Source organism: Spirosoma gilvum, from assembly GCF_054776815.1.
This window is the reverse complement of record NZ_BAAHBH010000005.1, coordinates 133,208-156,875: the sequence shown is the minus strand read 5'-3', so window position 1 is coordinate 156,875 and position 23,668 is coordinate 133,208. Positions and strand designations below refer to the sequence as shown.

At 48.6% G+C, this 23,668-nt stretch carries 18 protein-coding genes; 9 read left to right on the top strand and 9 right to left on the bottom strand.

Annotated features, from left to right (window positions below; genetic code table 11):
* The first annotated feature begins 2 nt into the window (after positions 1-2).
* Both ACYVFD_RS14775 and ACYVFD_RS14770 read left to right on the top strand, forming a co-directional pair.
* On the top strand, positions 3-2,798 hold the full coding sequence (locus ACYVFD_RS14775; protein WP_461090949.1) for a bifunctional YncE family protein/alkaline phosphatase family protein: 2,796 nt from the start codon (positions 3-5) through the stop codon (positions 2,796-2,798).
* Positions 2,799-2,937: 139 nt separating this feature from the next.
* The gene (locus tag ACYVFD_RS14770; protein ID WP_461090948.1) at positions 2,938-4,233 is read left to right on the top strand and encodes a DUF5690 family protein; all 1,296 of its coding nucleotides are present in this window, start codon (positions 2,938-2,940) and stop codon (positions 4,231-4,233) included.
* Between the two features lie 23 nt (positions 4,234-4,256).
* Here the strand turns inward: ACYVFD_RS14770 and ACYVFD_RS14765 are convergent, their stop codons facing one another.
* From ACYVFD_RS14765 to ACYVFD_RS14755, 3 genes are all read right to left on the bottom strand, one after another.
* The gene (locus tag ACYVFD_RS14765) at positions 4,257-5,699 is read right to left on the bottom strand and encodes a capsule assembly Wzi family protein (protein WP_461090947.1); all 1,443 of its coding nucleotides are present in this window, start codon (positions 5,697-5,699) and stop codon (positions 4,257-4,259) included.
* 110 nt (positions 5,700-5,809) lie between these two features.
* Complete coding sequence (locus ACYVFD_RS14760; RefSeq protein ID WP_461090946.1) at positions 5,810-6,175, bottom strand: hypothetical protein; 366 nt, start codon at positions 6,173-6,175, stop codon at positions 5,810-5,812.
* Positions 6,176-6,315: 140 nt separating this feature from the next.
* Positions 6,316-7,125, bottom strand: a complete 810-nt coding sequence (locus ACYVFD_RS14755; RefSeq protein ID WP_461090945.1) for a hypothetical protein — start codon at positions 7,123-7,125, stop codon at positions 6,316-6,318.
* A 451-nt stretch (positions 7,126-7,576) separates the two neighbouring features.
* Between ACYVFD_RS14755 and nadE the strand changes: the two genes are divergently transcribed.
* Entirely contained in the window at positions 7,577-9,676 is a 2,100-nt protein-coding gene (nadE, locus tag ACYVFD_RS14750; RefSeq protein WP_461090943.1) for an NAD(+) synthase, read from the top strand.
* Between the two features lie 49 nt (positions 9,677-9,725).
* On the opposite strand, the gene ACYVFD_RS14745 is transcribed toward nadE, so the two are convergent.
* A complete protein-coding gene (locus ACYVFD_RS14745) occupies positions 9,726-9,932 on the bottom strand; it encodes a dodecin family protein (protein ID WP_461090942.1) in 207 nt (68 codons plus the stop codon).
* Positions 9,933-10,186: 254 nt separating this feature from the next.
* On the opposite strand from ACYVFD_RS14745, the gene ACYVFD_RS14740 reads away from it, so the two are divergent.
* A complete protein-coding gene (locus tag ACYVFD_RS14740; protein WP_461090941.1) occupies positions 10,187-11,059 on the top strand; it encodes a DMT family transporter in 873 nt (290 codons plus the stop codon).
* Between the two features lie 18 nt (positions 11,060-11,077).
* Here ACYVFD_RS14740 and ACYVFD_RS14735 read toward each other — a convergent pair whose 3' ends face one another.
* On the bottom strand, positions 11,078-12,022 hold the full coding sequence (locus tag ACYVFD_RS14735; RefSeq protein ID WP_461090940.1) for an OmpA family protein: 945 nt from the start codon (positions 12,020-12,022) through the stop codon (positions 11,078-11,080).
* A 204-nt stretch (positions 12,023-12,226) separates the two neighbouring features.
* Between ACYVFD_RS14735 and ACYVFD_RS14730 the strand changes: the two genes are divergently transcribed.
* A complete protein-coding gene (locus ACYVFD_RS14730) occupies positions 12,227-13,309 on the top strand; it encodes a hypothetical protein (RefSeq protein WP_461090939.1) in 1,083 nt (360 codons plus the stop codon).
* 166 nt (positions 13,310-13,475) lie between these two features.
* Here the strand turns inward: ACYVFD_RS14730 and ACYVFD_RS14725 are convergent, their stop codons facing one another.
* Both ACYVFD_RS14725 and ACYVFD_RS14720 read right to left on the bottom strand, forming a co-directional pair.
* Positions 13,476-16,286 (bottom strand): hypothetical protein, encoded by a 2,811-nt coding sequence (locus ACYVFD_RS14725; RefSeq protein WP_461090938.1) that lies wholly within the window; start codon positions 16,284-16,286, stop codon positions 13,476-13,478.
* Between the two features lie 75 nt (positions 16,287-16,361).
* Positions 16,362-17,423: a glycoside hydrolase family 130 protein gene (locus ACYVFD_RS14720; RefSeq protein ID WP_461090937.1), complete on the bottom strand. Its 1,062-nt coding sequence runs from the start codon at positions 17,421-17,423 to the stop codon at positions 16,362-16,364.
* A gap of 179 nt (positions 17,424-17,602) precedes the next feature.
* On the opposite strand from ACYVFD_RS14720, the gene ACYVFD_RS14715 reads away from it, so the two are divergent.
* Complete coding sequence (locus ACYVFD_RS14715; RefSeq protein ID WP_461090936.1) at positions 17,603-17,845, top strand: adhesin; 243 nt, start codon at positions 17,603-17,605, stop codon at positions 17,843-17,845.
* Positions 17,846-17,913: 68 nt separating this feature from the next.
* Positions 17,914-18,078: a hypothetical protein gene (locus tag ACYVFD_RS14710; RefSeq protein ID WP_461090935.1), complete on the top strand. Its 165-nt coding sequence runs from the start codon at positions 17,914-17,916 to the stop codon at positions 18,076-18,078.
* Between the two features lie 75 nt (positions 18,079-18,153).
* On the opposite strand, the gene ACYVFD_RS14705 is transcribed toward ACYVFD_RS14710, so the two are convergent.
* Entirely contained in the window at positions 18,154-19,479 is a 1,326-nt protein-coding gene (locus ACYVFD_RS14705) for a chorismate-binding protein (RefSeq protein WP_461090934.1), read from the bottom strand.
* Positions 19,480-19,565: 86 nt separating this feature from the next.
* Positions 19,566-19,979: a helix-turn-helix domain-containing protein gene (locus ACYVFD_RS14700; RefSeq protein ID WP_461090933.1), complete on the bottom strand. Its 414-nt coding sequence runs from the start codon at positions 19,977-19,979 to the stop codon at positions 19,566-19,568.
* Positions 19,980-20,222: 243 nt separating this feature from the next.
* On the opposite strand from ACYVFD_RS14700, the gene ACYVFD_RS14695 reads away from it, so the two are divergent.
* Both ACYVFD_RS14695 and ACYVFD_RS14690 read left to right on the top strand, forming a co-directional pair.
* Positions 20,223-21,902 carry a vitamin K epoxide reductase family protein gene (locus tag ACYVFD_RS14695; protein WP_461091344.1) on the top strand — a complete coding sequence of 560 codons (1,680 nt, stop codon included), beginning with the start codon at positions 20,223-20,225 and terminating at the stop codon, positions 21,900-21,902.
* Positions 21,899-23,572, top strand: a complete 1,674-nt coding sequence (locus ACYVFD_RS14690) for a nucleotide disphospho-sugar-binding domain-containing protein (protein ID WP_461090932.1) — start codon at positions 21,899-21,901, stop codon at positions 23,570-23,572. Before ACYVFD_RS14695 ends, ACYVFD_RS14690 begins: the two co-directional genes overlap by 4 nt.
* The last annotated feature ends 96 nt before the right edge of the window (positions 23,573-23,668 follow it).

Below are 23,668 nucleotides of genomic sequence, written 5' to 3'. Positions count from 1 at the left end.
GTATGCGATACAGTTACCTTCCTATCCTGCTTTTTGTTTCACTGCATACGTTCGCCCAACGTGTCTATACTACCTTGCAGGTACCGGGCCGGTCGGAGTTTTGTAAAATCGATACGGCTGGCAAGTCGGTACTGCCCAGTGGACGATATGTAACCCCGGCGGGCCGTACGATTCGCATCACCAACGACCCATTTGGCTTGACGATTTCCCCCAATGGCCAACGAGCTGTGTCTTTACACGATGGCGTATTGACGGTGCTACACCTCAACGGGACAGGCATAACACAACCTGAGTCCGTCACGGCGATCCGTATTCCTGATTACGCCGGTAAAATTCCTGAAGCCTTAAAAGCTGGCTCGTTTCTGGGTGTCGCTTTTGCTGCCGACAACAAGACGGCCTACCTCAGCAACGGCGACAAAGGTCGGGTGTTGATCTTCGACACCGACCAGCTCCGCACCATCGACAGCATCAGTCTCGATGGAAATGGCTACACCGACAGCTTTACCTCGGACTTGCTCCTGAATGGACATGAACTGTTAGCACTTGATCGCGCCAATTTTCGACTGGTACGGATCGACCTGGCCACCAAACGAATCACGGCTTCAATACCCACCGGACGGCAACCGTTTGGTCTCGCCATCAGCCCGGATCGTCAGTTGGCATTCGTGGCTAACGTTGGGCTGTATGCCTACCCCAAAGTCCCCGGCGTAACCAAAGAAAATGAGGAAACAATGGCGCTGAAGTTTCCACCTTATGCCGCCCATACCAAAGAGTCGGAAGAGGGTGTTGAAGCAGAAGGTCGCCGGATTCCCGGTTTGGGAAGCCCTCTGGCCGATGAAGCCATGAGTGTCTGGACGGTCAATTTGCGGACTAATAAGGTCGTGCGTAAAATTAAGACCGGCGTTCAGATTGGCGAAATGATCGAGGAAGCCGAAGTGGTAGGAGGTGCCTCACCAAACTCTGTCGTGGTTGGAAATCGGTACGCCTACGTTTCCAATGCCACCAACGACAATATTTCCATAATCGACTATAAGCCGGGCGGGCGGTTAGCTCCCAAATTGGCCGGAACCATTGCCCTGAAAATTGACCCGAAACTGGATCGGTTCCGGGGGTTGATGCCGTTTGGAATGGCGCTGACCAAGGATGAAAAGACGCTGTATGTGGCTCTGCTGGCCTTCAATGCTGTCGCCGTTGTCGATGTGCCAACCCGTACCGTTCGCGGCTTAATCCCAACTGGCTGGGGACCTACGCGGGTAGCTTTATCGCCCGATGAAAAAACGCTGTATGCGATTTCGGCACGGGGTTATGGGGCCGGGCCAAACGGCGGAGCCAGCTTTGTGAAACCGCCACAGGGAACCTACATTGGCGATATTCAGCTAGGCACGTTCCAGGCCATTCCCGTACCGGTGAAAATACAGTTAGCGACCTACACAAAGCAGGTTTTGGAAAATACGTATCAGGCCGTTACGGTTACCGACGATGGCCGTAATCCGTTACCGGCTTTGCCGAAAATTCGCCAGACACCAGCCAGTAAGTCGCCCATCAAATACATTGTCTACATCACGAAAGAAAACCGAACGTACGACGAGGTACTCGGCCAACTACGAACCGGCAACGGCGATTCGACCCTCGCCCGGTTCGGTCAGGGCGTGACCATCAAAACCCGCGTGTCGACCAGTCGCGGCAACAGTGGCCGGACCACCGATACCGCCCTGGATAGCGTTCGCATTACGGCCGCCGATGTGATGCCCAATCACCTGGGGGTAGCGCGGCAGTTTGCGTTCTCGGATAATTTCTACTGTGATTCGGATGCGAGTATTCATGGTCACCACTGGATGATGGGCACCATCCCGAATGAGTGGGTGGAGGCCAATGCCGCGTCCAAGGGGCGGTTCGATGCCGATTCCAAAGCACCGGGTCGTCGATTTCCCAAAACATCCGGCGCTATTGACCCCGAAGACTACAACGAAATCGGTGGGCTCTGGGAAGCGCTCGAACGCAACAAAATCCCGTTCTACAATTTCGGCGAAGCCAACGAATATGCCGGATCGGTAGAAGAATGGACAACCACTCAGTTTGGCGCTGCTCAGTCGGTGGTGTTTCCCATGCCTAAAGCCGTGTATCCACATACCTCCCGCGATTATGCCGGGTACAACACCAACGTGCCCGACCAGTACCGGATGGAGCAGTTCGAGCGGGAGTTTACCGCTAAATGGTTAGGAAAGAGTAAGCAAACCATGTCCCAACTCGTAACCATGCAGATACCGAACGATCATGGCGCTGGCCCCCGACCTGACTTTGGCTATCCCTACCTGCATTCATACATGGCCGATAACGATCTGGCTGTGGGACGGGTATTGCATTTTCTGTCGCGTACGAAGTATTGGAAAAACATGCTCGTCATCATTACCGAAGATGACCCGCAGGGTGGTGTAGACCATATTGATGCCCATCGGTCGATCCTGATGATGGCGGGACCGTATGTGAAACGTGGCTACGTGTCACACACTCATGCCAATTTCGGCTCGATTCTGAAGGTGATCTACAACATCCTGGGCGTTTCGTATGTAAATCAATATGACCAGACGGCATCACTGTTGCAGGACTTTTTTACCGACAAACCCGACTTCCGTCCTTACGATGCCGTATTACCCGATGGGCGGGTATTCGATCCGCAGGCTGCGATGAAACCCTATAAAAAATCGTTCGACTGGCGCAAAATTCAGAAAGGCCCCGAAATGGACGACCGCGCCGATCAACGTGCAGAACACTACCGCCAGCAAAACGGCGATTATTGATCGGGAAAGGGATATTACAGTAGAAGCAGGTAGGCTATAACCTGGTGCGTAAGTGCGTTTTTGTCTTATATTGCGTCATTGTGGTGCTGAGTAGGCCACATGGTATTATACCTCAATCATCAACATAAACGTCTCCTTTGTGAAATCACCGGCTTTCCTTCGTAACCCTACGGCGTTCGTGCTATATGGCGCTACTGTCGCGTTTTGTACGTATGCCTGCATGTACGCTTTTCGAAGGGGCATCACGGCGGTTACGTTCGAGGGAATGATGTTTGCCGGGGTGAGCTATAAAATCTGGCTCGTCACGGCGCAGGTATTCGGCTATGCCGTGTCGAAAGGTATCGGGGTTAAAGTGGTGTCGGAAATGTCGCCCAGTCGCCGGGCGGGCAATATCCTGCTGTTTGTAGGAGTAGCCTTGCTGGCCCTGTTAGGGTTTGCGCTGGTGCCTGCTCCCTGGAATATTGTCTTCCTGTTTCTGAATGGCCTGCCGCTCGGGCTGGTGTATGGCACCATGCTGGGTTTTCTGGAAGGTCGCCGGCAGACCGATGCCTTGGTGGCCGGTTTGACAGCCTCGTTCATTTTTGCGTCGGGCTTTGTAAAAACGGTGGCCTTGACCATCAAAAGTGCGTGGGGAGTTTCGGAGTTCTGGCTACCTTTTGTGACGGGCAGTTTGTTTGTCATACCGATGCTGATCTCCATTTACGCCCTGACCTTACTACCACCACCCACCGACGAAGACCGAGCATCGCGTACGCTTCGTAAGCCGATGGATGCCGACGAACGACGCGCTTTTGTCGCCAACTTTCGCCCTGGTCTGATTCTGCTGATTCTGTCGTATGTACTCCTATCGGCGTTCCGGGATTTTCGGGACAACTTTGGTCCTGAGATTTTGAAGGATGCGGGTGTTGACAATCCTGGTATTTTCGCCAAAACTGAAACGCTGGTTGCCGTTGGGGTGCTGATTATTATGGCTATGCTCCAGCGCGTGACAAATAACTTTCGTGCCTTTACCTTGCTGAATGGCCTGATGCTGGCAGGTGGTGCTTTGGTAGGATTAAGTACGTATGCCTATTCAACGGGGACGCTATCGCCCGGAAACTGGTTTCTGCTGACGGGCCTGGGACTTTATATGGCCTATGTTCCCTGCAATGGTCTGTATTTTGAGCGGTTGATTGCCTCCTTTCGCTACGTCAGTACAGTCGGGTTTATTGTTACCCTCGCCGACTGGTACGGTTACCTGGGCAGCGTTGGCGTGTTGCTCTACAAGAATTTCGGCCACGCTTCGATCAGCTACCGCGAATTTTTCATCTACGGCGCCTATATCATGGCAGCGCTCTACATTGTGCTGGTCATTGGCTCCTACCTCTATTTCAGAGGCCGCTTTCAGGCTGAAACGGTACTTCGGGAACAGGTAAGTGTAATAGAAAGAGAATGAGGTTGTTGACTGCTGAACAACAGTCAAATAAACTTATATAGAAAACAGAGCGATAGCCCAACTGTTTGAGCGTAAACCTGTCCAGTGTCGAAGGCAATTGACGTATAAAGGAAGGCCCTATTCCCTTTTGACACTGGCATTAGGGCTGTTGCTAGAAAAGATGTCTGATTTAGTGGAGTAATGAATGGGAAATCGTAAGTGCCATAGTGTCGACTATAGGCAAGACGGGTTGTCCATTTTGTACATTTACTAAATTGACCGGACATACCAATATAATATACCTGAACCCTATTGTCAGCAAAGAAAGTGGGCGCTGCCTGGCTAATGTCGGACTTAAGCTCCAGGGCAGTGGCAATGAAGGGAGTTCCGATGGAGCGCCCCTGATACGACCACCCTTGTTGATATTGTGAATGATTAAAGTAATTGTCTTTCCCTTGATAAGAAGAATTTATTCTCCAGAAGGTAGCTCCACTTTGGTAGAGTGTTGTTAAAAATTCGGCAACAACATGATTGACTTGTAAGCCTGTCAGGTGGGCAGGCGATGGGCGTTTCCAGCGAAAACCAAATAATCCATCAGGTAAGTTCTGAAAAAGCAACCCTGAAACATCCTCAAACGGATGTTGATAGTATATAAGTATTGATGCATGATAGGTGGTAAGTTCAACACCAAAATCATGACCGCCCACATGATTGCCAATGCGGTATGAGCCATCGAAGCTTGTATAGTCCTGGTTTTCATAGTCTGTAGGCCGAGAGGCCATGACAACGTTTCCATAGTATTTAAATGACGAAGGTAGCCTGCCCTGTTCGGCATACGGTGAGTTTAGTAAATAGTCGGCTTGTCCTCCCCATTGTACCTGGTGATTCATGCCAATATGAACTTTGAGAGATGCTGTAGGCTTCCCAAATCGCCAGTACAGATACTTTTGATGCAGATACGAACCTTGTATGTAGGCATCTGTGAACCAGCCATGTGCATAGCCTGCGTTAATCGATACAAAATTTTTTAAGAATTTGAGCGGCACATACCCCCGGGTAGCAATCTGTATTTTAGGTATTGGCAAGGCGTTTCCGGAACCAATAATAAAACCCGATGAGAGTAGCGAATCGCCCAGACCAATCACGTCTCGTCGACGCCCAGCGTAAAGCTCTATTGAGCCGATAGCTAATTTCAGATGGGCTTCAGGCAATAAAAACGGATGGGTGCTGCCCACATTAGCGACCGGATTGAACATGAATCCCCAACGTAGTCGTTTAGGCCTTACGGAATCCGGAGGGGAGTAGTCTTTAGAGGCATACAGCCGAAAACCGCCTACGGGAGTACTAAGAGGAACGAGGCTATACTGATTGGCCCGTAACCAAAAAGGCATGTGCTGCCCCGCCGAAACCCAGCCTCCCGTTTCAAACTGTAAATGAGCAAAGCAGGGCTTTGGTGGTGTTTGACTTTGACTACGATGAGTCACCATAGTCAATAGGAACGTTAGAAAGAGTGTCAATTCCTGAATTATCCTTGTCATGGCGGCCGACGGGATAGTGTTTGGAGGTGTAGTTTTGATCCCAGTATGATCCGAGAAAACTACTGAGTACAACTGTAAGAAGCTGTAACGGTACAGGACTGCGGCAAGGGCGATGTGGCGGTTACGACAATATTATTGGGTCCGCCACTATATACCGTATATCCCTGAAGTGTGCATTGTCCATCTGAACCAGCCGTAGTAGGGGTACTACCCGGAAACGAAGTTGGCAGAGTCAGTGACGATGAGCATATACCTGTACTACTGATACTGACCCGTTGCCAGTTATTGGTGTTTGTGCAGGAGGGAATACCCAGGCAGTTGTGGTCATTGACGATTCGATTTATTTCGGTACACCTCCATAGGAAAGTGCTTAGCCCTACAATGCAGCTAACTACAAGCATTTTAAGTAAATAGGGTTTCTTCATGATAGTAAGCAGTTATATGAATTGAATAGACGATGGAAATTGGGGGCGGCCCGCTGAATAGCGACTCGGCTGAGATTGTCCCAATAAAATCCGGATCTCAGCCGAGCTGCCGTTTGACTAGCCCTCTGCCAATCTACAGTTTAGGGCTTCGCTAAACAGTCATTAAGCGCTTTGTCAGCCGCATCTTTAGTTTCCTGGGCTTTATCCCTGGCTTTCTCAAGAGGTGTCAGTGCGGTCTGAGCGTCCTCTATTTTGTCGGCTAAAATAAAGATTGACGCCCCTACTGATAATGCTAAAGCACCAACAGCTATGCCGCATGGGGGGCATCCAAGAATTGCACTTCCTAAAGCTGCCCCTGATAAAATAAGGGCAACCGCTTCGAGGCCTCTTTTAAGGGTTTTATAGTTATCCAGTTTCGCTTTTTGGTCAGCATAGGCTTGTAGGGCTTTCAAATAACTTCTGCCTGCAATAATTGCTGCTCTACGCTCTGTTTCACATTTAGGTTGGGCGATGCCCATACAGGCTTCGTAAGCTTTTTGGGCGTTATAAGCAGCCTCTTCCAGTTTATCAGCCAACTCTTTTTGAGAGGCTAAGGCATCCTGAGCATTCTTGATCGCATCAATCCCACTGAGGGCATTTGCTGCCCAGGTGCCTATATTCTCTATTTTAGAAACTGTGGGTGGAAGGTAATAACTGATGGAGGTGGCTTTCAGGAGCGAATCGATGGCCGCCTGATATTTGTTTTTTTCAACCTGCACAAGGCTATCAGCTTTCTGTACATTTTTCAATGCAGCGTTGTAGGCGTTCTGAGCATCCTCTGCTTTCTTTTTTAGTTCATCGCAGGGGTGGTCGGCTACAATACGATTAATTTCGGTACATCCCCAGGGGATTCCGCTTAGACTTAAAATACAGCTGAATACAAGCAGTTTGAAGAAGTATGAATTTTTCATACTAATAAGCAGTAAAGTGAAGTGGGAGAAGAAAGGATACGAGACAAATCCTGCACGACTCTGTATAAATAAGATCTATACATTACCCAACGGAAATGTTACTAAATGCCTATTATGCGAGACTATACAGGTAGAGCCAGTTGAAGGTCTCCTAAACGTATATCGGAAACAGATGTGATGTTGAGTCGCCTGGCCAGGCTTAAGCGGTAGAAATGCTCGCGTTTAAAAGCAATGGAGCACCGTTAGTAGGCAAAAACATGATATTGCTGTCATTCCTGCCGTACAGTTCTGATAGCAATCTATTTTGTGTCATCTTTGTTGTAAAGATAGTAAATAGTAATATGTAACCTTGAGTTATCGAATGATAATTGTCATAGTGATGAGATGATAATTATTAGTTGAGGAAATGGCTCATTTAGCCCGCTTCGGCGGTTGTATTTCACTCGATACAATGAAACTACTGAAAATTGCCGCCGGCGTCCTGAATCAAATCCCGCTTGCCTGGGAACACAACAAACAAAATATTATCAACGCCATTGAAGAAGCACAACGTCAGAAGGTTAGCCTGCTGTGTCTGACGGAGTTATGTATTTCGGGCTATGGCTGTGAAGATGCTTTTTTTGCCCAGAATACTATCGATCAGTCGGTTGCTTCTCTACTGGATATTGTCGAGCATACCAGTGGTATTGCTGTGGCTGTAGGGTTGCCGTTGCGCCACAATAACCGAACCTTCGATGTGGCCTGCCTGATTGCCAACAAGCGGATTCTGGGTTTTACGGCTAAGCAGTTTATGGCCAATAACGGAGTTCACTACGAAACGCGGTGGTTTCAGCCCTGGCCTCCGTTTGTCCGGGACGAGATAAAAATCGGGGATTTTAGCTACCCGTTTGGTGATATTGTTTTTGAATTGTCGGGAGGGTCGGCCGGACCGGTTCGGATCGGGTTCGAGATTTGCGAAGATGCCTGGGTTGCCAGTCGGCCGGGGCGACTGCTGTATGAGCGGGGTGTCGATATTATCCTGAACCCAACGGCCAGCCATTTTGCGTTTCTGAAATCGCAGGTGCGCGAACGGTTCGTAGTCGATGCGTCGCGGTCGTTTGGGGTAAGCTATGTGTACAGCAACATGCTGGGCAACGAAGCCGGTCGGGTGATCTACGATGGTGATGCCATGGTGGCGTCGAACGGCGAGCTGCTGGTATCCGGTCCACGACTGAGCTACGAAGATTTTCTGATTGTTCCGGCTGTTATCGATGTCGAACTGACCCGCCTGAACCAGACCCAGAACCGGGCTAATCTGGCGCTGTCGTACCCAAATCTGCGCGTAACCAATACCTTCGACTGGCCCGAAATTGCCCCGGTTATCCAGAAAGCTGAACTCGAAGCCTGGGAGCGGGGTGGCTATCTGAAAGAGGAAGAGTTTGCCCGTGCGGTAGCCCTCGGCCTGTTCGATTACCTGCGCAAAAGCCGTTCGCAGGGCTATGTACTCTCATTGAGCGGAGGAGCCGATTCGTCGGCTATTGCGGCTCTGGTCTTCCTGATGATTCGGATGGCAGTCGAAAACATCGGTCTCGAAGGCGTGAAGAAAAAGCTGAGCTATATCAAAGCCGTTCAGGACTGTAAAACGCCGGAAGAGATGGTTGGTAAGCTCCTGACAGTGATGTATCAGGGTACCGAAAATTCCTCCGACGATACGTTCAATTCGGCAAAAACATTGGCCGACGACATTGGCGCTACGTTCATGAACATCAACATCAACGGGCTGGTCGAAACGTACCGTGGGCTGATTGAAGAGCAACTGGGCCGGAAACTTTCCTGGAATACCGACGATCTGGCGTTACAAAATATTCAGGCGCGGGTGCGGGCTCCAAGTATCTGGATGCTGGCCAATCTGAACAATGCCCTTTTGCTCAGTACATCCAACCGCTCGGAAGCGGCCGTTGGCTATGCGACGATGGATGGTGATACAGCTGGAAGTATTTCGCCGATCACGGGTATCGACAAGCATTTTCTACGAGGCTGGCTGCGCTGGCTCGAAACCGTTGGGCTGAACGTGAAAAATGAGTGGACACCCGCCGACCGAACGGGCGCTGTTGTGGATGCTGCCAACTCCGATCAGTTGATTAAAGTCAAAGGGTTGAGCGTGGTCAATAATCTGCAACCCACGGCTGAGCTGCGACCACTGGACAAAAAGCAAACCGACGAAGACGACCTGATGCCCTACGATGTGCTGAACTCGATTGAGGAATGTGCCATCCGGGATAAGCAGCCGCCAGTGGAGGTCCTGAAGATGATCGAAGTGCGCTATGCGGGTGCTTACGATCGAGATCGGTTGTTGCTTTGGGTGGAGCGGTTCTTCAAACTCTGGAGCCGCAACCAGTGGAAACGCGAGCGTTACGCGCCTTCCTTCCACCTCGACGACCACAACCTAGACCCTCGTTCGTGGTGCCGTTTCCCAATTCTGTCCGGTGGTTTCGAAAAAGAACTTGCCGAGATGCGCGATTGGGCCGCCGACCAGAAACCCAACAGCCGAAAAGGTAAGATTGGGTTTTAGAAAAAAACAGAGCCAGAGACGACCTAAAACGTCTCTGGCTCTGTTTTTTTTACGCTTCGTCTACACGAAAGGACACCTGGCAAATTACGCCAAAGGTGCTGATTTTGCCGTCTTTGACGTGCGCTTTAATGTCTTTGACATACACGGAATCAATGTTCCGAATCGTTTTCGAAACTTCGGCCACGGCATGGTGTACGGCGTCATCAATACTTTTTTCCGACGAAGCGATTACTTCAATTACTTTAACGATAGCCATAAGGATATTGAGTTTGAGTGATTAATCCAGCCTCCGATACGCCCGATGTGAAACGGTACCTGTTCATTGGCTAGCCCTTATTACGGATGACCAGAGCATAAGTAACGAGATGGTTTGAAAAGATTTGGGCACAGATTGTCGGCCAAGTGCAGACTGCTTCCGATTTTTAGGGCCTAATTGCGAGTTGAGCCTTTTTTAGGGGGCTCAAACGCCGAGTTATATATCGTTGGAGAGGTAATTGAGAGAAACGGGTAATGCATTTTAAAAATGGAAGTAGTGTAGTAGCTGGTCTTCTCTTTGCGGCACTTTGGGCGTCGGCTTCGGTCGCGACTAAGTTTGGGGTGCAGTCGGCACATCCACTTATTCTGGCCAATCTTCGGTTCCTGATTGCGGGTGGTGGGATGCTCCTGTTTGCGTATAGGGTACAGCGTAAACCAAATACATGGCCCAATCGCGTTGAGTGGCAACGGCTTATTATTTTCTCACTACTCAATACGACGATTTATCTGGGCGCGTTTGTACTGGCCATGAAGCAGGTATCGGCGGGGATCGGCAGTTTGTCTACAGCAACAAATCCTTTGTTCATTGCCATGCTGTCGGCGCTGTGGCTACGTAGGAAACCAGGCTGGAACGAAATCGGAGGACTGCTCCTTGGCCTGGTTGGCGTTGGTATTGCGACCTATCCACTGTTGCAAAACAGCTATGCAACGGTCGACGGCCTGCTGATTTTACTGGTGGGTATGATTTCGGTGTCAGCAGCCACGGTCTATTATGCTCGTTTTGAGTGGCGACTGCCAAACTTAGTCATCAATGGCTGGCAGGTATTTCTGGGTGGGTTACAATTATTACCGTTCACTTTGCTGTTCGCCGATTTTTCTACGTCACATTACGACACTCGGTTTTGGGCGTCGGTATTCTGGCTCATTTTGCCGGTATCGGTAGCCGCGTTGCAACTCTGGTTTTATCTGGTCCGGCAAGATCCAATCCGCGCATCGCTCTGGCTGTTCCTTTGTCCGATTTTCGGATTCGCCTACTCCTATATGCTCATGGACGAACCCATCACGCTCTACACGCTGGCGGGCACCGCACTGGTGATTGGTGGGCTGTGGTTGGGAAGGAAAGAGTAGAGACGCAAGGATGCGTCTCTACTCTTTTAACACCGTCATCTCAACCCGGCGGTTTAGCTTTCGTGTGACTTCGGAATTGTTGCTGGCAATGGGGCGCGTGGGGCCATAGCCGCGCGTAGAGATTCGGTTGGCGGCAATGCCGTTCTTCACCAGATACTCCTTCACCACATCGACGCGTTGTTTGGATAGTCGCAAATTTTCGTCGAAATCGCCCTGGTTGTCTGTATGGCCCGCTAATTCAATTTCGGCGGTAGGGTGCTCCTGCATAAACGACAGTAGCTGATCCAGAGTGGGTTGGGCTTCGGGCAGAAGTTCAGCTTTGCTTTGTACGAATTGTAGTGTTTGCAGTTGTGTTGTTTTGCCCGCTGCGGCAACGATTGGGGGTGGAGTATAGGTAACCTTTGCGTCGAGGGTTTTCGGCGGTGTTACGCGCGTACGATTGACATTGGTGCTAGCACTCACCGCGGGTTGTTCCGATACCGGGGGCGTGGTCACGGGCGTCTTTGCAGGTGGAGCTGTAACGGTTGATGTTGTTGTATGAGCTGGGGCTACAGAACTTTTGCTAACTGGATTCGAACTTGTGCGGTATAGTAGGGTTGGGTTTTTGGATCGGTCCATGCTAACCGCTGTAGGCGAAGAAAAGTAAAGCTGTTCATCTAACGTGATATAGCCATCTGCTTTCGCTGTGAAAATATAGGATTGCTTTGGGTCAAGCTTCAGTTGATAGGCTCCTTCCGAATTCGTAATCTGTTGATCCCGAATGGCTCCAGCCTGATTTTTAGCCATAACTGTGGCCCCGGCAATAGGCGCTTTGGTCTGACCGTCCAGAACATAGCCTTGTACGATAGCCGTACCGTTGGCTGTAGGAGCAACCTGATGGGTAGGTTGAGCCCAGACAATTGATGATACTGTAGTACTTCCGAAAAGACACCCGGCAATCACTATAATTTGTGTACACGTCATAGTTTAAAGGCAACGTTGAAACGTGGCGCAAAAGTACATTAAATGCCCCAGAAATGAGCTATCGGGCAAGCTACGGTTAGTCTGTTTTTAGAGCCGTTTTCAGAAGTAAATAATGATATTTAAATTACTGATTATCAATGGTATAACTAATGAAAATAATTGCTTAAAAATGAACGTGAAAATGCCTTTTTTCGTTAGTTAAGTATGACACAGAAAACCAACGCAACGATGCATTCCCCGAACGCTCAGGCATCCCTTGCACCCGCTTCAACGGGCAATTTGCCGCTCGACGATAGCTGGAGGAAATCTATTCCGGCGCAAGTGTTTCTGAACCATTTTTTCTCGATGGACTACCACATCCATCACCAGAACGACCTGTTCGATCTCGCCAAATTCCCCATTTTTCAGCAGTTTTATGGGCGTGTGACGGATGAAGGTCGGAAAGCTTTGGAAAAATTATTACTCAATAGCTGGAGTGCTGAATATGCACTTCGGATTACGCCCGTCGTCAATGACGAACAGTATCTGCAAAGCTCCCTGCACTGGACGTTTCCCCAGGCTTATTACAGTGCGTTGTTTAGCGCACGAGCTTTTCTGGCAGTACAGGGTATACAGGTGAGCAACGAAGAATTGATTCGGAAGCGGATTGGGAACATGGTCGTGCGTGGCTATTACCCTGCTTCTATTGGCTATTATGCGCTTGGGCCTATCAACAACTACCGAATTCAACGGTTGCCCATGGCCAAACGGTTTAATGTAGCTACCAAATCAGATTTGCTACTGCCCTCGCGGGAAGGGTCGGTTCAGGCCGAACTGGCGCAGTTCCTGAAAACCACACGTGACCAACGGGTGAAAGCCTTACGGAACGCGATTCAGAACAACCCAAAAACGGCGCTGCGTAGCCCTAAAACGGGCGAGATTCTACAGAAATTCAGTGTAGAACAGTACAAGCAACTGGCCAAACAGATTGGCTATACAACCTACTTCGATATGCTGAGTCGACTGCGGATTTCGTCAACCAACCGGGAAATCGAACGGTTTGTCGATTCGGAAATTGATGTCAAGCTGTTTCACCAGAGTCTGGTCAATATCGTCGCGCATGTCAACTCCGTACACGAAGCCTATATTGCCAAAGCATTGGGTGTACAGGCCTATCGACAGTTGGTTGCCAAGTTGCCTTCTTATTTGCAGGAAAGCTTTGTGCGCGAGCGAATGAACACCATCATTGCACCTATGTTAAGTGCGCCAGCCCCTGATCAGGATTCGTTTTTGCGAATGGCTGCTTAAGGATAGAAATAGTCAGGTATAGACTGGATTGCTTAACCTTGGCAATTCAAAAAAATGAAACCCCGGTCGATAGCTTATTGACCGGGGTTTGTTTTATGGAAAAGCTGTTCAAACTTTTTTCAATCGTTTTCTTCGCAGTTCAGTCAAGTGGCTTATTTGCAGTCAGTTATAAAAGTTTAACATTGTCTCGTTTGTTCGGCTCCAGCCATGCGCCCAGTGGGTCGATAATAACCTGACGGGCATTCGGTAGGGGAGGAAGCGATATAAAACGCTCATCAGGATTGGGATGTACCAATTGACGGTAGAGTTCATGACCGGTTTCATCCAGCACGGCCAGCGGTATAAAATCATTAATTGGGAGCATTTGTCGTTGTCCATTGGGTTCTTCCCGCCATTTTCTGGAAATAATTTCGACAGTCAGGCCATTGGGTAAGTTCGCTACTCGTCCTACTTTAAAATCGAAAGCCAGGGGCTCACTCAGATACGTTTTTAGGTATTTTAAGTTGTCAGGTAACTGGTTTGAGATTTCCTGTACAAAGGCAATGGGGGTGGCAGACGATGGGTGCTGAATGGCATTCTGATAAAACTGACCGATAGTCAGGCTGAGGGGTTTTGCTCCCCAAACTTGCTCAATGCTGGTTAAGACCAGGGCTGCCCGACCTCGTTCAACGGCATCCTTCCTGTCCGATGTTAACAATGAAGGTACTTCCCCTCGATTACGTTGCCGGTATTTGGCGTACCAGGTTGCCCTTTGTGCCAGCCGATCCCGAAGTCGTTCGGAGCCGTACTGTTTAGCGACCGTTTGAAGAGCCAGGTATTCGGGCAGGCTTTGCGTAATAAAACCATTGCCCGACTGACGAACTGGGCTTAGTTTATGCACTAACCATTGCTTAAACACTTCCCTTGAAACCACGTAATCGATATAATCGAGCTTCGCAGGCTGTCGATAATCGGCTGTCCAGCCCTGGTTTTCGGTAATCTGAATTTGGCCGGGTGCCGAAGTTACTTCAGGTTTGCTTAAAGGCGTTTCCGAAATAACTAATTCAGCATACGGGTAAGGACCCAAAATCTGTTCACCCTCTTGCAGTGCTGTTCTGACGGATTGCAGCATGTACTGAACCTGATAGGGGTGATGGTGGCGTAGTTGAACCCTAATTTTTTTGCCCGATACAGACGAAAAAGTGGTTGACTGGGTGGTATAACGGATCGGTTGATCGTCGTCCAGCGATGTCGATAGTTGTTTCAGTTGCCAGACTGACAGACATACTAACGAACACAGGGCAGCGAATGCAACTTTATAAGAAGGCCGAAATCCAGCGGACCATTGCCGGATGCGATCGGGCATTGGGCTCAAAACACCCCGGTTCCAGATCAGTAGATATGTTGTGACGAACAAGCCCGCAAGACTCCACCAGACTATATGCATAACTGGACGAAGCGCTGTGTTGGGCCCATATCCAATCAGATCAGAATAGGCTGTTGAGCCGGGTAAAAAGCTGTATGCGTAGACTGGTTGCCCATTTTCGGAGATCAGATAGATAATGAATAAGGCGGCAAAGATAGCCAAGTTAATGAGGTGGCTTAGCAATCGGTTATTCACCAGGACAGCAACCAAAGCACTTAGCGCAATTAACTGACAATAGCGAAGGAGCCCGTCCATAAGCAAGTCGCTGGCATACCTTGTCCAATCGATGTCATGGAAGTTATGACCTAGCTGCACGCCGATACCTGCAAGGAAAAGAACCAGGGTTAATAAGGCTGCGATTCCAACCAGGGCTAACAACTTGGCCACCAGAAAAACAAAGTTGGGTTGTGGCAATGCGTCATGAATTGACCAGAATCCAACGGTACGTTCAAAGAAAATCAACTCGCTGGTCATGACCATTAAAAACAGACCAATGAATAAACCCATCGACAGGCGTAAGGCGGTCATGTGCGAGGTAATGGGCAATTCGGGGAAATCCGGCTGGCCTGACAAAACGGTCACAAACAGGATGGATAGCAATACCAACAGGCCCAGTGTGATGGAAAAGACCGGCTGGCGAACCAGATTCAGCCATTCGAGTTTAGCCAGCCGGGCCGTAGTTTTCCAGGCGAACCGGTTGCCGAACTGTAACTGGACAACGGTTGGCTGGCTATTTAACGGGCTTAGGCTAGCCGACTGGGTTTTCTTCGATACAGTATCAGGTCGTTTTGTGGTGAAATAGTCGAATGAAAATCGTTGCTCGGCATAAGCCACTAAGCCTAATGCCAATCCCAGCCATAGTATCCGGTTAATAAGAAGCAGGTCGGAAAAAACGAAAAATCCCGACGGCTGGTCATCGAAAGCCATTGCTTCGACCGATTCTCGCGCCATGCCTACGCCAAACGGATCCAGCAGATGGCCCAAATCGGACTCGCCTACAAGATTCTGCCCCGATTCGGTGAGCAGAAAATACAGAACGACGAGAAATAGGCTCCCGTAGGCTCCCCGAATGCTACGCAGGAAAACACTCAGGGCAAAGGGTAAACTCACAGCTATCAGGCTATTTTGAACTAACAGCCGAACAAAACCATCGCCTAGTGCCAACCAAACAGCCGGGGTGTTCAGGTTGTAGACGGATAGAAAAAACAGGACGCCAAGTGGATAAAACAGAGCGAGTAGCAGTACGGTCGTATACGTACCCAGAAAACGTCCGGCAAAATGCATGCGCGGTGTAATGGGCAGGGTATACAGATAAGCCGTTGTTCGGTAGTCGAGGTCTTTGGTGAGCGACTGCCCAGCCAGCAAGGTCGCAATCACCGCCAGCATAACACCCAGTGAGGACAAAATCAGGTAAGCCACCTGACTGGTTTCCAGATAGGCATACGCACTTGTCAACTGATTGGTGTACCAGATCCCCTGGCCAACGATCAACAGGGCGTAGAGGTAAAACGTGGGCTGGCGTATCTGATAACGCAGCTCAAAACGGGCAATAGTAAGGAGTGGATTGATCATACCCACAAGATACAATATCCAGCCGTTTTGTCAATACACGCCAGTGATTCGTGTATAAGCGTATAGAGAAACGGATCATACACGCACCAGTTCTGCCAGCCCAACGCCTGAGTCAGCAGCACCGTAATACATCCAGATTCGACCAGAATCGGGCCATTGAATCCAGCCATTTGAAAAGACGACATTCGGAAAGAAGCCTTCCCGCTCCCACGGATGTTCGGGGGTCAGTAAGGGGAGGTGAGAGCGATCAAGTACCCGTGCAGGGTCATCTTTGTCCAGTAAGGCAAGCGCCAGCGAATACGAGTGTGTCGAATCAGCCCCGTGGTAACAGACCAGCCAGCCTTCGTCAGTTAGTATGGGTTCGGGGCCTGCACCAATTTTGCCTCCTTCCCAGCTAAACGAATAACCCAGCGGATCGGTGTCTATATGCCCCCGGCCGCCAAACAGGAATCGGTGATTGCCCCAGTGGATACTATCCTCCGATTCGGCCAGCCAGATCGACGGTTTCCCAATTTCCGACACCATTGGCCGATGCAACAGCATGTACTTTCCGTTGATTCGCTTGGGAAAGAGGGCCACGTCCTTGTTCGGTGGCGGTAAAATCATACCGATACGTTCTACATGCTCAAAATCGGTGGTGACGGCCAACCCCACACCGGGGCCATGTTCGGATACCGCCGTGTAAGTGATCCAGTATTTGTTTTCCAGAAAGGTAATCCGGGCATCTTCGATACCGTAGGCTTCATCCAGGCGGGCCGGGAACAAAAACGGTTTCTCGTCGATCTGAAAATGAATCCCATCCCGACTACGGGCCAGCCGCAAATGACTCATGGAGGTTAAATATACTTTTCCGCCCAGCGAAAGCAAACGAGGGTCGTAAGGTTCGCTGGGTTCGGGGAGGTGTTTGACCGACAAGGTTGGCACCCCATCGACTACTTCGATGAGTGGGATACGAATGGAACCCGGCTCGGCTTTTGGTGCTTCGGCCACACGTAATAGAAGAATAACTTCGCCGTTGAAAAGGCAGGCCGCCGGATTAAAAGCGCCTAAAACGTCAAAACCATCAACGCTCGGCTTAACATCGTGCGTTTGCAAAATAGGCTGATCCGACAGGCGTCGGAGCTGATAATTCTTCATTAGCAGGGATCAAATGGCTATTTTTGATCGGTTGATGCAACAATTGTGATCTTATTATGCATAAACTTGATAGCGGGCTTGTAGTTTTGATCTTTTATTGAATAAGTTTGAGCCTGGCTAAACCTTCCGGGAAAGAGCCGCGTTATGTCGAGTGAACCAACATTTATCCTTTATTGACCATGATTTACCAGCCAACGTTTGATCAGGAAGAAGACGTGCTGATGTTGAACCCTGATCCAAAATCTGCTTTTGACGACGATGACGACTTCGACGATGATGACGTTGACTTCGATGAAATAGACGACCCCGGCGTCGATGATGGGTTTGGGGCCGATGATCTGGATGATTTCGATGAAGAGGATCTGGAAGATCTGGACGATGACGACATCGAAGATGATCTGGACGACGACAGTATGGAATAATAGCCCAAGGAAGTATAACTCAGAGAGCGATTTCTGAGTTATACGCTTATTAAACAAAACACAACGTTATGACACCAGATCCATCTGAAGAACCTTTAGTGACGACCAAAAATGCTGAAGACGGAGGCACGGCCCCCGATTCAGATACCCAGTCGTCGGCTGCCAGTGAAGCGGGTGATCGCACTGCCGAAGACGGCTCACGCGCACCCAACGACCCCGCCGAAGGAGCTTAATACAATGATTGAATGATAGAATTTAGAATGATCGAATAAGATATGCGTCAGCCTATTCGATCATTCTAAATTCTATCATTCAATCATTACAGAAAGCAGTGTCTGGCATTTCATCTCGGTTTCTTGCCATTCACGCTCGGGAACTGAGTCTTCAGTGATGCCTGCACCCGCATAGAGCGTTGCCTGTTTGCCTTCGAGTTTCATGCAACGGATGTGCACGAAAACATGGCTCGATGGCCCTTCTTGATTCGTGTCGATGTTGACAGGCCCCAGAAAACCGCTGTAGAATTCACGGTCATGGGTTTCGTGTTGATGAATGAATTGGAAGGCTACATCGCGGGGCGTACCGCAAACGGCTGAGGTTGGGTGCAACAGCCGAAGCATTACCGTACCTAGTTGCGGATACCGCACCGCCTGCGTATCGACGGTAAACGAAGTGCCCAGGTGCATCAGGTTTCCGGCGATAACACTCTTAGGCCCTTCTTCAATATATTCCCGCAGGCGAATCTTCTTAAAACATTCGATGATATAGCGGCACACGATAGCCTGCTCTTCAATCTCTTTCTGCGACCACATAGCCTCTGGCGGTCGCTTGGCTGTACCATCGGGATTAAACGCCGATTGTGTGCCCGCTAAGGCCGCCGTCTGAAAAATACCATCGGCATTCTGACTGACCAGTCGTTCGGGCGTGGCGCTGATCCAGATTTGTCCTTTCTCTGGAATCGAGACCGCCGATACAAACGCGTTCGGATATTTTTCGCAAAGCGTATCGAACAAGGCTACCGCATTGGGCGCATCGGCGAACAGGACCTGTTTCGTTCGCGATAGAACCACCTTTCGAAATTCGCCCCGTTGCATGGCTCCGACAGCTTCGGCCACATTCTGAACATACTGTTCCTGCGCGTTGGGCGCATCGATAACCACTGGTTTTCCCAACGTAGACTGTTTGCCTGAGGCTGTGGCTTTTCTGACTGCCTGCCAGAACTGTTCTGCCTTTTCGGCTGACCCGGCGACAGATTGATACGAGGGTGCCGGTGAGTTGCCCGAAAAATTGGCTTGAACATCGGCCCGCAAAAAGAGCGTTTGCGCAACAAAGTCGGTGGTGTCTAAATGCTCGGTCGGTTGTGCTTCAACGTGGATACTCCTGGCCAGATTGTCGAACGGACTAATGATGAACCCAGCGGGTAATTCTTCCAGATCGGCCGAAACACGCGGTAGAATATCGTCGAACGATACAATTAGGTGCTTATCCTGCTGATTCGGTAACCGCCAGAGCGCAGCCGGAAAGCCCATTGACAGCGCAGCTTCCCAGTAATCGATAGCATTGGGAGCTGGTACGAACGGACGGCGTACGGTGGATAAGGGACTCGAAACGAACTTACTTACTGACTCAGATTGCATAACGAACAGCCGACCAATTCGGGATGGCTGTAAGAATAACAAATTTTAGAATGAATTTGTGCTCCTGGTACTCGAAAACTCTTTGGCTAGGCCGATAATAAAGGTGGTTCGTCGGAAGGCGGGGTAAACTGGAAGCCCGAGTTTTGGAGTGTATTGTACACGTAGGCAATATAACGCTCCTGAAACTGAATGGTATGCTGCTGTTGCTGAATCGTGTTCTCCTTATCGGTTAAGAGGTCGTTTTGCTGAGCAAGTTGTTCCAGTACCCATGTTGCCGGAATTGGCTCCCCGTTTTCGTTTTTAGCCAGGTGATAGGTTTGTAGGGTTTCGGCTGTAGTGCCAAGGGCTTTGGCTAGTTCGGGCAGACGTTTAGTACAGGCAGCCTCGTCATTTTCCAGCCGCCAGTATGTAGGCTGACTCATACAGAGTTTATCGGCCATCTGTTCCTGGGTAATCCTACGGTCCTTCCGAAATCGTTTAATGTTGATAGACAAAAACATGGTTAGTAGAGGGATGAGGTTGGACAGAAAATGCAGAACTAGGACGGTAGTTTCTCTAATTAGTCACTGATAATACAAATGTTATTTATTTATTTATTTATTTATTTATTGCGAAAACGTAATGCCTTGACTGACAATGATATATGTATAAATGGAGAGCATTGAGGAAGCTTTTGCTTACTAAATTGAGATAAAAAGCGAATAAAATGTGAATAAAAATTGAATAAATATGAATAAGGTTGGATAACGCTCTGCCATAGATTTGAGCCATCAACTGTTTCCGATATAGCGCTTGTCCACTCCTTTTTAAGCGATACCGATGCGAATGCCAGCGCAACGCTCTATGCCTTACTAAAACGTATGGGCGTTAAGGTAACTCGGGCAACAGTGCAGGAGTCGTTGGAGCGACATCCTGACTTCCCAAGCCTGTTGAGTCTGAGCGATGTGCTAAGTGATTGGCAGGTAGAGAGTGCCGCCCTGCAACTCAACACAGCCGAACAATTTCGTGAGCTACCTTTTCCCTTTATCGCCCATCTTCATAAACAAGGCGGCTGGTATCTGCTGGTAACGGCCCTGCAAGGCGATCTAATTACTTATGTAGATACTGCTGAAGGGCAGCGCACCGAATCATTGGCCGATTTTGAGCAACAATGGTCAGGCGTCGTATTGTTGGCAGAAGCATCCGAACAATCGGGTGAACTGGAGTATGCGACGAAGCGTAAACAGGAACGCCTAACCGGCCTGCGTGGACCGTTTGTGTTGGGGAGTATAGGACTTCTTTTTCTTTTAGCTGTTTTAAGCGCAGCCGGTACGTTTAGTCAGTTGGATTGGCTTTGGTTATTTACCAAAACGGTGGGTTTAACGCTGAGTATTCTGCTGGTGCTAAAACAACTAGGTAACAGAAACGCACTAACCGATCGGTTATGTCGCATCAATAGCAAAACGAATTGCGATAACGTGCTGAATTCACCAGCCGCTAAACTTTGGGGATGGCTAAGCTGGACCGATGTTGGGTTGCTCTACTTTTCGGGCGGCTTACTGACCGTTTTAGCCATTGGAGTTAACCCGTCAGTCTGTCCTATTCTACAAGGACTTGCATTATTGGCGGTTCCCTATACACTGTTTTCGATTTGTTATCAGGCTCGTGTGCTGCGGCAGTGGTGTACGTTGTGCCTGGGCGTACAGGCTGTGCTATTGGCAGAAGGTACACTAGCTGCCCTGTCTTTCGGAGGCTTACCTGATTCGTTACCGCCGTATTTCCTTCTACTGGCCGTTTTTCTGTTGCCTACACTGGTTTGGGTTGTCTTAAACCCTTTACTGACCACAGTAGCCAAAAGCCATCAGGAGCATCAGGAGTTAATGCGCTGGAAACGAAACCCTGAGTTATTCCAGGCATTGCTGATGCAACGGCCACAGATGCCGCCCGTACCAGCTGACCTGCATCCGATTGTATTAGGCAATCCAGTTGCCGAGCATACTATTACAATGGTCACCAATCCATATTGCAGTCCCTGTGCCCGAACGCATAAAGAGTTAGAGCAATTGTTAAAACGCAATAAGGATGTAAAAGCGGCTATCATTTTTGTTGGTGACGGTGAAAATGGATTAATAACGCAGGTGGCCATACAGGCCCTTGCATTGGGCGAACAGGGCTGGGTATCTGAGGCATTGGCAGATTGGTATGCCCAGTCGGAAAAGAATTTTGATACCTGGGCTAAAAAATACCCTGCTGGTTATGATTTGATGGATTGGGTTGCAGTGGCAGAGCGACATGGAAACTGGTGCCGAAAAGCAGGAATCAGCGAGACGCCAACGCTTTTTGTTGATGGATATAAATTGCCAGAGCAGTACCCTATCGGTAGCTTAAGATGGTTGATTAACGGAGTAGCATTGGTAGGCCATAAATCCAATCTAAGTGTATGAGAACGATTCTTTTTTTATTGCTTCCAATTCCTAGTCATTATTATCCAACTTTTGGGCTTGCTCGTTTGCTACAGCATCGCGGTTATAGAATTATATATATGGGCAAGCCGCACCTTCAGGAAATAGTTGAACAGGAGGGGTTCGACTTTGAGACACTCATTTATGCTGAGGAGTTTGTTATTCGACGACTAAAAGTTGCTATTGGTCTATTCGTAAAGTCGCGCTTAGATGCATCATATATGAGAGGCCGTTATCGTGAATTCTTATTCAGAAATGGCCTGTTTGAACAGGTAATTAAAAGATTAAGACCCGAAATAGTTTTTTTAGATGATACAATGGGGCTTTATTACCCAGTTCTGGCAGGAAAAACAACAGTTGTACAGTTGAGTACAAAATTATCTCCCCGTAAAAAGCCTGGTGTTCCGCCCATCAATTGTTTCTGGGAACCAAATAACGTATATACTGATGAGCTGATATCTGAATGGTTTTGGTTCTGGCACATTCAGAAACGCCGACTAAAAAACCAAATTCAACGATTTGTATTTAACGGGCGACATGATGCTTACTTTCAACAGAAATATGACCAAACACGGAGTGTTCGTTGGGTAGATGTCAGAGAGGAGAAAACGTCTCTTTACGCCGGTTTAAAAAATATCCCATCAGTCGTACTAGCCCCTATTGAATTAGAATTTTCCTGGACAAAGCCACACCCGCAGGAAATATATATGGCTTTACCAACAGCTCGTAATGAGCAAAAGCGGTTTTTCGGTGCTTATCAAAACCTACTGGCGAAACTTCTGATTTATCAAAAAGAATATGCCCACAAAATAGTATATGTATCTCTTGGGTCTTTAGCCCATTGCAAGCCTCAGGTTTCCAGACGGTTTATACAAAATGCTATTACTGCACTTAGGCGTTTAGAAAATGTCCAGGCCATTATATCGACTGGTGATATTGAGCTTGGATTACATAGTATGCCTGTCAATATACATCTACTATCAACTGTCCCTCAATTACAATTACTGACGTTCTGTGATTTAATGATTACTCATGGTGGATTAGGGACAATAAAAGAATGTTTAGAAGCTGGAGTCCCCATGTTAGTTTATTCCCTGAATAAACGGGTAGACCAGCCTGGAAATAGTGCCAGAGTCGTGTCTCACCAATTTGGCTTGCGCGGTAAAATTACAGACTCAGCTACCAGTATTCAACAAAAAGTAAATGCCTTATTAAAAATACCTGTTTATCGAGCCAACTGTCAAATTATGCGGCAACGTTCGAGTCAAATAAATACAAACCAACTTGTAGATGCTTTTTTACAACGCATTGGTTTTTGGGAGACGGATTTGGCGAATCATATAGATAATTTTTTTACAATTTATTTTTTATCATTCATGAAAAAAGTCCTTTTGAATTTTGCAGATGTTATGCTCTCCAGAGAACAAATGAAAGTAGTACTTGGAGGTGCCGGTGAAGGTGGAGAAGATGATGATTCAGCGGGTAAAACTCTGTCTTGTTATGCGACTACTTCACCCCCGCCCCCTCAAATGCCATATCCGATAGTATTAGGTACTATTAAAGTTACTACTTGCTCACCTACTAGTGGCGTAACATTGTTACAGCAGTGTAGGAACACTTGGTCTTCAACTGAGTATACATCTTGTTTTTAACAAAAAAAGGGCAAAGTAGACCAGTCTTTGTTTACTTTGCCCTATAATTATGCTAAGAATATACTCTGAAATATTAATTACATTTAAAAGAGGATC